Source organism: Pantoea cypripedii, assembly GCF_011395035.1.
Lineage (GTDB): Bacteria > Pseudomonadota > Gammaproteobacteria > Enterobacterales > Enterobacteriaceae > Pantoea > Pantoea cypripedii_A.
In genome coordinates this window covers 543,509-558,554 of sequence record NZ_CP024769.1, presented here as the reverse complement: position 1 = coordinate 558,554, position 15,046 = coordinate 543,509, and the positions used below count along the sequence as shown (strand labels likewise).

Sequence of the window (15,046 nt, the reverse complement as noted above, 5' to 3'; positions counted from 1 at the left end):
CCTTTATTGGGCTGCAGGTGAAATATGTTCGGTAACATAGCGTTGCGCGCGCGTGACGGTAGCAAGCGGCGGGGCTATTGCCGGGTCCTGTTCTGCTTCCACCACCATCCAGCCCCGGTAGCCGCTGCGAGCGATAAACTGTGCCAGTGGTCGGAAATCAATGCCGCCATCCCCCGGCACGGTAAACATTCCTGCCAGTACGGCCTGGTTAAACGTCATTCCGCTTTGACGCACCTGCTGGAGTCGATCCAGCCGCACGTCTTTCAGGTGGATATGGCAAATGCGGTCAGCAAATTCATCGATCAGCTGGGTATAGGCAAAACCGGCAGCGGTGGCATGTCCGGTGTCGAGTAACAGGCCCACCGACGGAGCACAGGCAGCCAGCAAAGCGCGAATTTCTGGCAGGGTTTCGGTCACCATCATCAGGTGATGGTGATAAGCAAGGCGCAGGCCATATTGCTGATGCAACGCCTCGGCAAAGGCAGACAGGCGCGCTGCATAGCCCTGTACCTGTTCTTCCGGTAGCAGGCGACGCTGGGCCAGCGGGACATCGAGCGCATTGTCTGTCATCCAGCCACATTCGCCATACACCATCACCCCGGCACCATTTTCCTGTAACAACGCGGCATGGTTATGCACCGCATCCAGTTCCTGCTGCACGCTCCGCTCCGTGAGGAAACCATCGTGCCAGCCGGAGACCAGATGCAACTTGTGCTGTGCCAGCAAAGTACGCAGTGCGCCGGGCTCACGTGGGAAGATGCGGCTCAACTCCACACCCTGGTAGCCAGCCTGAGCTGCCTCCGCGAGGCATTGTTGCGCACTGGTACCTGCACCCAGCTGTGGCAGCACTTCATTGACCCACGACAGCGGGCTGACACCGAGTTTGGGTTCCGGTTGTCCGGCCTGGTAAAACGCATCCTTAATCATTCTCTTCTCCCCCTTGATTGTGATGAGGACGAAAATAGCGGATGCAATTTTCTGCTGCTATGGCTAATTTGAAGGGAAACCTTCAATTTTTGACGGCAAACCTTCAGGAAGAAATTACTGTGATCAATCGCAAAAAAACGACGCTGGAACAGATAGCTAGCGCCGCAGGTGTCAGTCTGAGCACTGTGGATCGGGTGATGAATCGACGCGGTGGCGTCTCTCCCGCTAAAGAAGCACGGGTGCTGGAATGGGCCAGCAAACTGAATGTTGATCGCGTGCTGTTTCGTGGTTACCTGCGTGCGTTACGCGTGGCGATCCTGCTGCAATCCCCCAAAAACCCTTTCTACAAAGGATTGCGCGATGCTTTTGCCGATCTTGGTGCCGGGATGGCTGAGATGCGGATTAACGGGGTGATCCATTACCACAATCCCGGCAATATTCGCGCCACCATAAAACAGGTTGAGACGATCGCCGCCAGTCACGATGCCTTGATTGTGGTTTGTCCGAACGATCCTGATCTGGCGGATGCGTTAAAGCGCGTCTCCGGACAGTTGCCGATCTTAACGCTGGCGACCGATATCCCGTCCAGCGGCCGTCTGGCCTACGTCGGACCCGATAACCGGCAAATGGGAAGGGCTGCCGGAGAGCTGATGGGGCGTTTTCTCGGTGAACGCGGCGGTGAGATATTGGTGGTGCTGGGTATGCATAACATGATTGGCCACGAGGAACGTGAACGCGGTTTCCGTGCGGTGTTACGTGAGCGATTCCCGGCATGCATTTGGGCAGTCACGCTGGAAAGTGCAGAAAACCAACGACGGGCAGGTGATGTGGTACGCCAGGCGTTGCTGGAAAATCCCCGTATCCGAGGTATCTACAATACCTCGTCGGGAAACAGCAACATTGTTGCGACGCTGCAATCGCTGGGGCGACAGGCGCAACTGATCACCCATGAGTTAACACCAGAAAGACGTCTGCTACTACGGGAAGGCTCACTGGCGGCGATTATCGATCAAAATCCATACGAGGAAGCACGTCGTGCACTGGCGTTGCTGGCGCGGCATTTTAATCGCAGCGAGGAGTTTTCCCTGCACGACAACATCACCCCTTTTAACCTGTTTATCCGCGAGAATTGCCCGGCCGAAGGTGGACTGAGCCAGACCTGATGCGGCTGGAGGGCTGAGTCATTGGCGGGCTCTGGCAGGCTAGAGGTGCAAAAAAATTTTTTGTTACCCCTATTTATGAGACACCTCAGATTTATATCATTAGCGAGTTGTCTGACTCTGTACGGCTAATTTGTTAGCCAGTGCACAATACAAGCTTTATAAATATGGCAGATTGGATTACTTGCCTTGTAATGACAACCATAGCATGGTGATGTTATTGCTGCCTTTTCACATTTTTTGTTCCCTCTAAATGGAGATTTCTGTTATGGATAATTATTTTGGTGTAAATAAAAACTCTGTAAATCCAAAAACAAGCTTAGTCAACGCAATTCCTCATTCTTTTTTTAAATATGAAATTCGGCCTCATGCTTATCCTCTCGCGAATTTTTGCATTCCCGACAAGGTCAGAAAGCGGCTGGAAAACTTCTATAGTAATGTAGTTAGTCGCCAGGAATATTCTTTAGGATATCCTTTAAATCAAAAATTTGACTATTCTGCGCTTTCCACTTTTATAAATGTTCATTTAAATAATATTGGTGATCCTTTCGAGAATAGCTCAATGCTGTTACATACGCATGAGCTGGAGCAGGAGGTTCTCAACTATTTTAGCGGGCTTTGGCATGCTAAATCACGTAAGCCGTTAACCGAAGAGTCATTCTGGGGCTATGTATTGGCTATGGGATCGACGGAAGGGAATATGTATGCCTTGTGGAGCGCAAGAGAGTATTTTCGTGTCAGTCAGACAACACAAAAAAAGATCTCTGAACCGATACTTTATTATTCTCAGGAGTCACATTATTCCTTAGAGAAGTGCGCATACATTTTGGGGCTCACCACATTTCAGGAAATGGGTGATAAATATTATCCTGGTCAATGCCCGGTGACGGCAGATGGCACATGGCCACAGGGGGTACCAGTCGATCAACACGGTGCGGTAAATCCTGAAGCATTATCAGCTTTGGTCAATTTCTTTGCATCTCATGGACATCCTCCCATTATTGTTTTGAATGTGGGAACCACGTTTCAGGGAGGATTTGATGATGCGCAGGTTATCTGGCAACAATTATGTCCTGTGCTTGAACGACATGATTTCTGTGTTCAGACTAAAAGTGATTGCCGCCCCGACTTCTGGATTCATATTGATGGCGCGCTTGGGGCTGCCTATTTACCCTATCTGGAAATGGCTAATCAGAAAGAATTGAGTGGGGTGAAGGGGCCTCAGTTTGACTTTCGCCTTCCCTATGTTAGTTCGATAGTGATGAGTTCCCATAAATGGTATGGCGCACCCTTTGCTTCAGGGGTCTATATGAGTAAAGAAAAGTACCGGATGCAGCCAGCCACTCTGCCTGAGTATATTCATTCTCCTGATACTACCCTGGGGGGCACTCGTAATGGGATGTCCGCGTTATTGCTCTGGTATGCAATTAATACCATCCCTTCGGCTATGCAGGCAGAGATCGCGGCACGTTGTGAGCAGCTGACCGCGTATGCTTATGAACAATTAAAAACTATCAAAGCCATTCACCCGTCATTCTGTGTGGAACGCGGACCACACTCGTTGGTGGTAATCTTTACGCGACCCGGAGATGCGATCTTCCAAAAATTCCACCTGAGTGGGCGTGGGGACATGGCTCATATTGTGGTTATGCCGCACGTTACACGCGCAGCGATTGATAATCTTGTTGAAGCGTTACAGCGAGATGATGCTTTTTTGGCACAGGATCTTCTCAGCAACGATGCGAATAAGAAACATTCGGAGGTATAAACATGGGATGCAGACATGCTAAAGATTCCGAACTGGATATCGTCTGTGATCTCCTGACATCCGAATTCTATGACGATCCGGTGCTTAAATTTGCGTTTACGGGCTCCGATAGAGATGAGCGCAAGAAGGTGATGCGCGGCTTTTTTCGTATTTATGTTGAACTCGCTCATAAGCTTGGAGGCGTCCTGCTTACAGAGAACAATACCGGTACCCTGGTGTATTTCGGTCCGAAATTGATGGAGATGACGGAAGAAGATAATCAGTTCATTGATAGCCAGCTACGTCAGGCGTGTGGGGCTGATTATTTGACAGCGCTGGCGTTCATGAACGGCCTCGACCATTTTCATCCACGAGAGCCAGCACATTATTACATCTTTCTTCTCGCTGTACTGCGTTCTGATAGAGGAGGTGAACAGGTAGCAAAGTTGTTCCGGAGGTTGAATGGTATCCTTGATAAGGAAAAAATGCCTTGTTACGCAGAATGTACAACTTTCAGTACAAGGACCCTGGTCAGGCGATTCGGATATTGCGATGCAGGAAATCCCTTATCTATTGAAGGGTTTCCTGAACTTTTACCGGTCTGGCGCGAGCCGCAATGAGTGAAACATAACCCATAAGGCATTTGTCTTAAATAATTATTTATTTTCAATGGCTTGTGTTCATGGTGGGTCGAAGGGTGTGAGGCCAGTCTGGCAAGCTGGTTCTCATATAAATATAGATATTTCCACTCAAAAATGACGACAGCTATCTGCTATACTATCGTCGATGATGCTGTATCTAAAGGTAATATAATGCAGGCTAGTGAACTTAGAGGAATAAGTTAATGAGCAGAAATTTTTTTTCAGATTCCCAAAAAAATGAAATCATGAAAAATAATCTGGAAAAATACTTATCGAAATACGGAGAGATAAATTACGCTTACGCAGTAATGAATAAGCGCAATGTTGATGATATGATTATCATCACCAGTTTTCCTGATTACTTTTCTGAAATCTATCTGGAGTCTAAATATCAAAGCATAGATCCGGTGATAATTAATGCATTGAATCGCATTTCACCTCTCATCTGGGATGATAGTCTGACGATTAACTCTCAGTGGAAAATCAGCAAGATTTTTGACTCTATTAAACCTTATGATGTGGTGAGTGGGCAAAGCTTTATTCTGCATGACCAGAATAATAATCTTGTGGTGTTATCTTTATATATTAATAAATTCCTGATGCCAGAGCTGGATGAGAATATAAGAAGAAACAGAAATGAAATACAAGGTTTGCTAATTGATACCCATGAATTGTTACTGCATCTCTATCGTGATGAGAATAAACCTCAACAGAACACGGAAAGTACCCTCTCTTCCCGTGAAAACTCGATCCTTTACTGGAGTAGTACCGGTAAAACTTACCCTGAAATTGCCCGCATACTTAATATCACCGTTAGCACTGTAAAATTTCATATGGGAAATATTGTCAGAAAGCTGGGCGTTAAGAATGCGAAACATGCTATTAGTCTGGCAATTGAACTTAACATTATTTCGCATCCATCAGATAAGTAAACTCCATCGGAGAAGATACCCTGCCAGCGCAGTGCTGGCAGGATGGTGGATCACATCAGAACAACATAGTTAATCCGGCATAATAAGCACGGCCTGGTTCGTTATAGGTCGATGCGCCATCATTCTCACGATAAATACGTTTATCAAAGAGGTTATTTATCCCAGCATTGGCACGCAGGTTTTTAGTGATGTCGTAATTCACGTTTAAACCGAAGATGGAGTAGGGACTGATTTCCCGGTTAGAGATCGCATTGACTTCATTGCGGATTTCAGCATATTGACGCGGTTTCTGTCTTCCGTACTGGGTCCAGTTAATATTGGCATCCAGTTTATCCGTAACCTGCCAGTCAAGCTGAGAATTAATGGTGAACTCCGGGATAACAGACAACGGATTGCCTGTTTTCTTGCTTTCAGAACGGAACATATAAGTCGCGTTGGTGCGCCATTCCAGCGTATCGCGTACCAGCGGAATTGTCAGATTACCTTCCAGACCTTCAACAACCGCTTTACCGCCATTTTCCCAACGTAATATGTTATAGCCGTTTGAGGCATAGCCCACCAGATCATCACCCGCGACAATTTTGTTTTTGTAATCATTGCGGAACCAGGTAATTCCGGCGATATAGCCATCGTGATTAAATTCAATACCGATTTCTTTATTGACGCTGATTTCCGGGTCGAGATTATCATTACCTAATAAATAACAGCTGCCGCTGGTGAGACCTACCGGGCAACCATTGCCTCGCGTGGAAAGCAGATACCCCTCGGTGGATTGATAGAGGTTCGGTGCTTTAAATGCGCGGGCAATACCTGATTTTAAGGTGAAATAATCGCCCAGACCTTGCGAAATATTGAGACTCGGACTCCAGTTGGCACCGAACTTATCGTGATAATCAAAGCGCAGGCCTGGGATAACTTCGGTACTGTCGGTGGCGGCAATGTTATCTTCAAAAAACAATGAGCTGATGGTTGCGCTATTTTTGCTGCTACGTTCTGATGGATTGCCAGATACGCCATCAATGATCACACCGGATACATCGGTTGCGCTCATAGAAGCAGGATCGTTTAGCTCATCACGGTTCCATTCAGCACCAAGGGTGACCGTTTGATCGACCAGCATCTCAACCGGGAAGTTTATCTCGCCACCGGCACGATAGCTTTCGAGACGACTGGTAGAGTAAGTATTGCTGTTGATCATCCCTTCAACGCGACCTGTTGAACCTTCTTGCAGGCGGGTGTTGTTGGTTTTTTCATAATTGAAATTGAGTTTTGAGGTACCCCAATCCCAGATGCTATTCCAGGCAATGCCATAACTCTGGCGATACATGCGATTAGTTTCATCGCCATAAAGCGACTCCACTATGCCATCCGGGCTGATATTGCCGTTGCTGTATTGGGTGTCTCCGGCATAAATGTTGCCCTGTCGGCTGTAACCATAAGTGAAATCGACAATTTGCAGTGGAGTAATTTTCCACGAGAACACCGTGTTGATGTCTTTATTACGCACACCTTCACGGCCTGCCGCATAAGATCCGTTTTCAGCGGTATTGATGTTATAAGCGTCGGCGTCAGTTTTATTGATGTTGCCGAACAGACGCATGGTGAGAGCATCACCGGCCAGCGGACCACTGAGGTTGAAGTTGGCGCGTTTAGTGGCACCTTCTTTATCATCTTCTGGCTGATTGGTGAACAGCGACAGGGAGCCATGCCAGTCATTAGTCGGGCGTTTAGTGATGATGTTCACTACGCCACCTGCTGCCCCAGAACCATAGCGGGAAGCTGCCGGTCCACGAATAACCTCGATACGGTCCACCATTTCGGCCGGAACCCAGTTGGTATCGCCACGAGTATCACGCTCGCCGCGCCAGCTGTAGCGAACGGCGTTACGCGAAGTGACAGGGACCCCATCAATCATAATTAAGGTATTTTCTGGTCCCATGCCGCGTATGTCGATTTGACGATTATTCCCACGGCTACCACTGGCGCTGTTACCTGTAAGATTGACGCCGGGCATTTTGCGAATGATGTCTGATAAATCGTTAACGGGAGGGCTTTTTTGAATGTCTTCCGCAGTAATGATTGAAACACCTGGCTGTTGTTTCAGTTCTTCTTCCGCTGTGACAATCATCGATTCATCGTCAGCCAGTTTCTCGGTTGGCTCCTCATTGACGGCGTAAGCTGATGTGCTCAACAGTCCGGTCAAAAACAGAGCAACAGGTCGTCTTGCGTTACATTTGGTTGCATTCACTAAAGTTTTCTCCCTGTTTTGTTAACATTCGTAAGCGAATGCGCATGATAATGATAATAATTCTCATTGTATATAAAGAGGGGTGAATCTCCTTTTTGTCTCCAATATTGCTTAATAAGTGAACATTTCGGGCGTGAATAGCTTATTTCAGGGGCGAGACGTAAAGAGTGGAGGCGAAATAATGCGCATATAATTACAACATACTTAAAGTTCGCGGCATAACAAGCAGACTTCTGCTCCTGAGCACTTCTTTGTCAGCCAGCAATTTTGGTCGAGATTTTCTATCGTGATTAACCGGGCAGACATAAATGCCAACCCGGCAACGGCAGGGAGGAATACATTCTTGCGGCAATACGACTAAGAAGAGGATTAGCCCTGCAACACCTTCACCATCTCTTTACCCACGCTGGCGGCGGACTGCGGATTTTGCCCGGTAACTAAACGCCCATCGACGGAAACCTGATCCTGCCAGGCAGCGGCGCCAGCAATGATTGCTCCCTGCTGCTGCAATTTGCTGGTCAGCAAGAACGGCACAACGTTTTCCAGCTGCACAATACATTCTTCTTCATCGGTAAAGGCGCTGACATGCTTACCCGCAACCAGCAGGCTGCCGTCATTGAGGGTGACATTGACCAATGCGGAAGGGCCATGACAGACCGCTGCCACCACGCCATTATGCTGCCATATCTCGCGAGTCACGCGTTGTACCGCTTCGCTCTGCGGGAAATCCCACATCGTGCCATGTCCGCCTACATACAGCACGCCCGCATACTGTGCAGCATCCACTTGCTCCAGCGCCAACGTATGCGCCAGCTTGTGCTGAAAATTCTCGTTATTCCAGTAATGTGCATTGACCGAGTCATCCAGCTCAACACCATAGACCGGAGGTTTGCCGCCTTTAATTGAAGCGAAATCCACGCTGAAACCGGCGTTTTCCAGCTGTTCAAGAGGGTGAGTTAATTCAGGAAGATAGAAACCCGTTGCGCCATCGGTTGAGCCCAGTTTGTCATGGCTGGTGAGCACGAAAAGTATTTTTTTAGCAGACATCATCGTTCCTTAGCGACTTAATCATCTGATTCACCAGTATGACGTATTGGCTGTCATCAGCATTATCGTCATTTATGATTGCAGCTATCATTCCAGGTAATAACTGCCACGCTTGCCGAAAGCAGTTCCCCGTGATGAAATAAGTTTCATCTGCAACTTTACTTATAGCCATCATGCCAATTGATATCAGAACCATGGATCTCAACCTGCTCAAAGCACTGGATGCTCTGCTGGATGAACGTAATGTGACGCGTGCGGCTAACAGGCTGGCACTGACGCAACCTGCGGTCAGTGGCATGCTGACAAGGCTACGCGAGTGTTTCGATGATCCGCTGTTTACTCGAACGCAACGCGGAATTGTGCCTACATTGCGGGCGCTGGAACTGGCTGCGCCGGTAAAACAGATTCTTGCTGAAGTTAATGGCCTGCTACAACCCAAAGCCTTTGATCCGGCCAGCGCAGAAATGACCTTCACCATCGCCGCTACCGACTACGCACTCCGCGCTGTGGTGGTGCCCTATATGGAGGCATTACGTAAACTCGCGCCGGGTATTCGCGTTGCGGTCGTGCCCGTCAATAATGATCAACTGACTTTTCAGTTCGAGCGCGGTGATGTCGACATTGCGCTGATTACACCGGACACCACGCCGCCAGATTTACATGCACGTGCGTTGTATGATGAAGAGTATGTATGCCTGTTGCGCCATGACCATCCGGCAGCGCAGGGCAACGGCATTACCCTGGAAGATTTCTGCACACTTGATCATGCATTGGTTTCCTATCACGGTGGACAGTTCCATGGTGTAACTGATGATGCACTGGCGGCACTGGGAAAATCACGGCGCGTCTCTTTATCAGTGAGCAGCTTCCTGGTATTACCGGAGATTTTACGGGTCAGTGACTTGATTGCTGTGGTACCCCGACGGCTGGCGGTCAATACCGCAGGATTACGGGTGCTGACACCGCCACTGACCATCCCTGGTTTTACCAAAAATGTCGCCTGGCATGAACGAACCCACCGGGATGCGGGATATCGCTGGTTGCGCGGTCTGTTGTTTGAAACAGTGACTGGCGCGAATGATATCCGGACCAGCGTTAGCGAGTAATGGCTTAAAATTAATGCGAAAGGTCTCACACCTTACCAGGCAACTCTTCTGTGCTTGATATTTCGTTTGTTCTCTAATAGCGACAGGATTTAACTGTAACTTATTGGGAATGTTATGAAATATTTTAAATGTGGTTTTCTGGTTCTCGCCATCAGTGCCGCCTGTCTTCCCCTCACGGCTGGAGCAGATAACAACTTCACACCTTCAAACGCTAAAAATAACGATATTATTCCATCTCGCGATATTACTGTTGATCAGCACGTTAACCTGGAATCGTTGCGGGATCGGCAACGCACTAACCACGGCCAGACACCCTTTCAATCGACGGGTTATTATGTGAAGAAAGGCGAGGTACTGAACCTGGCGATTCTGTACGGTAACCGCGATATAAAGCCGTCACTGGAAGCATTTATCTCCGTTCCCAGTGATCGCACCTATGAATTCAGCCACGCGCAACGCCAAAAGCTTGAATGGGGCATCAACACCCTTCAGGTTGATCAGGATGGCATTCTGTATATTGCGAATATGGATAAGCCGATTGACGGCGAAATCGCCCTTCAGATTCATGGTGGTCATCCCTTCCCACGTTTTATCCTCAAGCAGAATCAACAGGGGGATTGGAAACGCATGCTGACTGACCCGGTGTTAAATAACTCTCCCTACGTTGAGCTGTTGAGTGACCGTATGATGATTACCCTGCGACGTGAAAAAGCGGCGCAATTCATTGAGAACGGCGATCCAGTCAGCATGCTGACCACCTGGGATAGTATCGTCAAGCTGGCGGAACAGCAGTATGGCCTGACAAATGACGATCCTGCCAGCAAACATCCGGTTTTTCCTTATCACTTCCATTTTGTGGATGGTATCCCTTTGGCAGGTACTGAAAACAGCGACAAATGTGCTGGTTATATGAATACCGGAAAGTGGCGCATGCAGACCTGCGATGAAAATGCGATGCAGGGTGTGGTGAACAATCATGTCCTGAGAAGCGATGGCTGGGGACCCTGGCATGAACTTGGTCATAATCTACAGATGTCACCACTGACATGGGGTGGGATGAGTGAAGTCACGGTTAATCTTACCTCGCTGTATATACAGCGTGAGTTTGGCCTTACTTCCCGTCTCGAAACGGATGGTGTGTGGGCAAAAGCATTCAAATACCTGCAACAACCGCAACGTGATTACAATGCCCAGGATAACTGGACCAAAATTGCGATGTTGTGGCAGCTTGATTTGACCTTCGGTAAAGATTTTTACGCGACTCTGGCGCGCCATTATCGGGAAATGGACGATGAGGATCTACCACGTACCAATGATGAAAAGATGCAGCAATTCATTGTGCAAACCAGCCGTATCAGCCATTTTAACCTGATACCATTCTTTGAGCAGTGGGGCCTGATGCCAACGGATAATACCCGCAAGTATCTGGCACAGCGCAGCACGAGCTTACCCTTGTTAACCGCCCCAATCTGGGAGAATCGTGATTCCTCAATCAAGTATGATTATGCCGAAAAAGAGCTTAAGGCGGTTACCGACCCTGATGTCTTCATTAGTTCGAACAAAATCTCCCACATATTTACGCTTGATGGTAACGCCAGCAAGAACGCGGTGGCCTTTAAATGGTCAATGGTTAGCGGTCAGGAACGCTTTGGTCTGAAGGACAAAAGGGGTAACGACCTCGATGAGGTAAAGGATGCTGTCGCTCAGGCATGGATTCCGGCTAACGTAACGGGTGAGGCTGTCTACCGGCTAACGGTAACAGGCAAGGACGGCAGTGAGGCAAGCAGTGATATGAAGTTTACGATCGAAGCAGGAAAGCCGTAGAACTGACAGCGGGGAGTGCTTTGGGCACTCTCCGCTATTTTTACCTGAAAGATCAGATCAGGAAATCGTCCAGCGAACCGCCAGCATCAATGGCGCTCTTGATTGGCGATGGTGTACGGCCCTGACCAGTCCAGAATTTCTCTTCACCATTTTCATCAGTGAATTTATATTTGGCCGGACGCGGTGTACGTTTTGCTTTAGGTTTGCTTTCGCCCTGGCTTAATTGCGCCAGTTCAGAAATATCAATGCCATCGTTAAGCAGCATCTCTTTATACAGCGCCAGTTTCTCTTCTTTCTCGCGCAGCGCGGCATTTTCTGCAGCCACTTCATCACGACGTTCGGCGATTATCGCGCTGAGTTTTTCCAGCATTTCGTTTAAAACTTCAACCTCAACATCACGCGCCTGAGCACGCAGTGTGCGAAGATTGTTCAATGCCTTCAGTGCATCGCTCATAAAAAACCCTTGATTATTGTCTTACATATGAAAAAAAGGGCATTCTACGGGAAAATGACACAAAAGAAAATATTGCCGTGCATGCAGATTTGTCTTGAAAATAACGAGACAGCAGAAAATAAACTTATAACCTGATATCTCGTTTGGCTATATGGGGATTATTTAAGCATCGCGATAGAATGGGAAGCATCCGGTAATCAGTGCGACCAGCAGTAATACCAGACAGGTAATAAATGACCAACGCAGAGTGAAACGCTGGGCCTGAGCATAATCCAGTTTCAGCATGCCGATTAGTAAATAAGTGGAGGCCACCAGCGGGCTGAGAATATGCACCGGCTGGCCCACTAATGCGGCGCGAGCCATTTCAATCGGTTCGATACCATAATGTCCAGCCGCCTGGACGAGCACCGGCAGCATGCCGAAATAAAACACATCGTTGGAAACCATCCAGGTCACCGGAATACTGATCACCGCAGTAATCACCGCCAGATAAGGGCCGAGTGCCGGGGGGATCACATTCACAATCGCTGTTGCCAGGCTATCTGCCATACCGGTTTCGGAGAAGATCCCGGTAAACACCGCAGCGGCGAAGATGAGTCCGGCCACGGCGAGAATGGCTGGCGCATGGCGTGCCATCTGCTCCTGTTGCTGGCTGAGCTGTGGATAGTTAACGACAAACATGATCGCCGTTGCCAGCATAAACAGATAGGCCATCGGCACCACATCCAGCACCAGCAGGGTCATCAGGGAGATGGTCAGCACCCAGTTAAACCAGAAGCGCCAGGCTACACAGGGTTTTTCTTCAAATTGCAGACCGCTCATCGTTGCAGATGAGCCAGCATCAAAGCCAATTCGCTTACGTTCATTGCGCCCCAGCAACCACGCCATCACAAAGGTCCATACTACGCAGGCCAGCAACGGTAATAACATGGGTACGAATAAGGTGGCGACATCGGCATGAACGGCGGTGGCGGCACGGGCAGTGGGGCCACCCCACGGAAACATATTCCCCAACCCGGTACATTGTAATAACAGGCAGGCAACGCTCAATTTAGATAAGCCAACACGTTCATATATCGGCATAAATGCCGACAGGACAATCATATATACTGTTGCGCCATCGCCATCCAGCGCCACAATAAAACCCAGCAGCGCCGTGCCGATAAATATTTTGACCGGATCGCCATCGACGGCAGAGACAATGCGTTTAATAATCGGATCAAACATCCCGGCATCGGTGACGCTCATAAAATAAAGCATGGCGAAAATCAGCATCACGCCGGTTGGGGCGACAGTACGCAATCCTTTTATCACCATACTGCCCATCTCTACACCATGCCCGGAAAATAGCGCGAAAAGTGTTGGGATAATAATCAATGCCGTCAGGGCAGAGAGTTTTTTGCTCATTAATAAGCCGATAAAGCAGCCAATCATAAGCACACTGAGAATTAGCAGCATGGCGAGGTATCCTGTTCAGAGGGAATATCGGGTATAAATAAAAAACAACAAAATGATTATTTAATGTGCAGAAGTGCCATCTTTGCCCTCGACATACATACGCTATTATCTGAAGAGTGTTCCAGATATAACAAGATATATTGCGGGTAAAAATGTGTGCAACTTCTTATTTTTAATAAAAATAAACTCGCTTCAGGTGATGATTTATCCTGGTGTTATTTCCGCTCCTTAATGATTCCTGTGATAAATAACAACGCCCGACACCTGGCCGGGCGATCCTGTTACCCGTGATCGCGCGGTGACGGCGCAATCGGTAAAGGCAGACGATAGAGTTTTACCGGGTATTCGACGGTAGAAGGTTTTCCGCCGGTGGTGGCTGGCGTGCGGTTGATCTGTGCCGACGGCATCCACAACGCGCCTTTGGAAATCCACATGGCATCAATCCACACCAGACGCGGGTCCTGAATCACGGTAGTGACTGTGCCGTCAGGCGCAATACGTTTTATGCTGCGGGTATTGATGTCCGAGGCATAAATATTACCTTCCGCATCAATTGCCGTGCCGCCCGTGCTCCAGGTATCACGCACTTTATCAGCGTGTTGTGCCACCTCCGCTTCTGAAAGTTTCTCATCATTCAGGTAACGGGTCTCGATGCGAGCCAGTGGCCCTGGGATAGCCTGGTAGTACAACCATTTGCCGTCTGGCGAGACTTCCAGCTGATCGAGGCCGACACGTTTTTCACGGCCATCGCGCAGGTACAGTTTCTTGCCGTCGGCATAAATGGGCTGGTGATCGATGGAAAGCGGATGGTCGTCCAGAACACGCCAGCTTTTACCGCTTTTCATGTTCAACACCACCAGACCCACCGCGCCGGGATCGGTCAGATAGGCGAAATCACCATTAAAACGGACATCGTCCAGATAGCTGGTCGCCTTCAGCGTGGGGGATTTAAACACATAGCTGCCCACCACTTTTCCGCTTTGCAGGTTGATGCGTACCAGCTTGGCGGCACCGGGTACGGCCTGGTCGCCCGTGCCAATGCCTTTGTTACCGGCATCCATTACCCAGAGAGCGCCATCCGGGCCAATACGCAGCGCATTAACATGGTAAAAATGGTGTTCCGGGTCCTGGCTTTGCCACTGATTCCAGCTCTCGTCGGGATACGCCTTAAGCTGACCGTTCACCACTTCAGCCAGTTGTAAACCGCTGCCTTCCGATTGGGTCAGAGAGGCGAAAATACGGCCATCGTGGCTCACGGTGATACCATTCCACACGCGAGGTGAGGTGGTAACCTGCTGCAGACGGCTATCCTGCTGCGTTGGCAGTTTTACCGGCAACGTATCCTGTGCCAGTACCTGCCCGGCGGCAGTCATTGTCAGCGCGGCGACCAGCGCCTTGAGTGAATGCTTCATCCTTCTCTCCCTTTTACTTAACATTGCAGGTTATTTGTTGCTCTGTTGTTAATGTCTGTTCATCCTGGCAGGCCGCAGTGATAAATTATA

The 15,046-nt window shown here is 48.9% G+C and carries 12 protein-coding genes; 6 read left to right on the top strand and 6 right to left on the bottom strand.

Annotation, left to right across the window (positions count from 1 at the left end; translation table 11 throughout):
• Positions 1-3 precede the first annotated feature (3 nt).
• Positions 4-927, bottom strand: a complete 924-nt coding sequence (iolE, locus tag CUN67_RS22910) for a myo-inosose-2 dehydratase (RefSeq protein ID WP_208717756.1) — start codon at positions 925-927, stop codon at positions 4-6.
• A gap of 119 nt (positions 928-1,046) precedes the next feature.
• Between iolE and CUN67_RS22905 the strand changes: the two genes are divergently transcribed.
• From CUN67_RS22905 to CUN67_RS22890, 4 genes are all read left to right on the top strand, one after another.
• Positions 1,047-2,090: a LacI family DNA-binding transcriptional regulator gene (locus CUN67_RS22905; RefSeq protein ID WP_254711417.1), complete on the top strand. Its 1,044-nt coding sequence runs from the start codon at positions 1,047-1,049 to the stop codon at positions 2,088-2,090.
• A 265-nt stretch (positions 2,091-2,355) separates the two neighbouring features.
• Complete coding sequence (locus CUN67_RS22900) at positions 2,356-3,855, top strand: pyridoxal-dependent decarboxylase (protein ID WP_208717754.1); 1,500 nt, start codon at positions 2,356-2,358, stop codon at positions 3,853-3,855.
• A gap of 2 nt (positions 3,856-3,857) precedes the next feature.
• Positions 3,858-4,454, top strand: coding sequence for an N-acetyltransferase (locus CUN67_RS22895; protein WP_208717753.1), 597 nt, complete (start codon positions 3,858-3,860; stop codon positions 4,452-4,454).
• Between the two features lie 224 nt (positions 4,455-4,678).
• Positions 4,679-5,407: a helix-turn-helix transcriptional regulator gene (locus tag CUN67_RS22890; RefSeq protein ID WP_208717752.1), complete on the top strand. Its 729-nt coding sequence runs from the start codon at positions 4,679-4,681 to the stop codon at positions 5,405-5,407.
• A 55-nt stretch (positions 5,408-5,462) separates the two neighbouring features.
• Here CUN67_RS22890 and CUN67_RS22885 read toward each other — a convergent pair whose 3' ends face one another.
• On the bottom strand, positions 5,463-7,655 hold the full coding sequence (locus tag CUN67_RS22885) for a TonB-dependent siderophore receptor (protein ID WP_208717751.1): 2,193 nt from the start codon (positions 7,653-7,655) through the stop codon (positions 5,463-5,465).
• Positions 7,656-8,024: 369 nt separating this feature from the next.
• Positions 8,025-8,702, bottom strand: coding sequence for a type 1 glutamine amidotransferase domain-containing protein (locus CUN67_RS22880; protein ID WP_439332296.1), 678 nt, complete (start codon positions 8,700-8,702; stop codon positions 8,025-8,027).
• Between the two features lie 173 nt (positions 8,703-8,875).
• Between CUN67_RS22880 and CUN67_RS22875 the strand changes: the two genes are divergently transcribed.
• Entirely contained in the window at positions 8,876-9,808 is a 933-nt protein-coding gene (locus CUN67_RS22875) for a LysR family transcriptional regulator (RefSeq protein WP_208717749.1), read from the top strand.
• A gap of 114 nt (positions 9,809-9,922) precedes the next feature.
• Positions 9,923-11,632 (top strand): M60 family metallopeptidase, encoded by a 1,710-nt coding sequence (locus CUN67_RS22870; RefSeq protein ID WP_208717748.1) that lies wholly within the window; start codon positions 9,923-9,925, stop codon positions 11,630-11,632.
• 52 nt (positions 11,633-11,684) lie between these two features.
• Here CUN67_RS22870 and CUN67_RS22865 read toward each other — a convergent pair whose 3' ends face one another.
• The 3 genes from CUN67_RS22865 to CUN67_RS22855 form a co-directional block, all read right to left on the bottom strand.
• Complete coding sequence (locus tag CUN67_RS22865; protein ID WP_208717747.1) at positions 11,685-12,086, bottom strand: H-NS family histone-like protein; 402 nt, start codon at positions 12,084-12,086, stop codon at positions 11,685-11,687.
• 162 nt (positions 12,087-12,248) lie between these two features.
• Positions 12,249-13,544: a CitMHS family transporter gene (locus CUN67_RS22860; RefSeq protein ID WP_208717746.1), complete on the bottom strand. Its 1,296-nt coding sequence runs from the start codon at positions 13,542-13,544 to the stop codon at positions 12,249-12,251.
• Positions 13,545-13,825: 281 nt separating this feature from the next.
• Positions 13,826-14,956 carry an L-dopachrome tautomerase-related protein gene (locus CUN67_RS22855; RefSeq protein ID WP_208717745.1) on the bottom strand — a complete coding sequence of 377 codons (1,131 nt, stop codon included), beginning with the start codon at positions 14,954-14,956 and terminating at the stop codon, positions 13,826-13,828.
• Between the last annotated feature and the right edge of the window lie 90 nt (positions 14,957-15,046).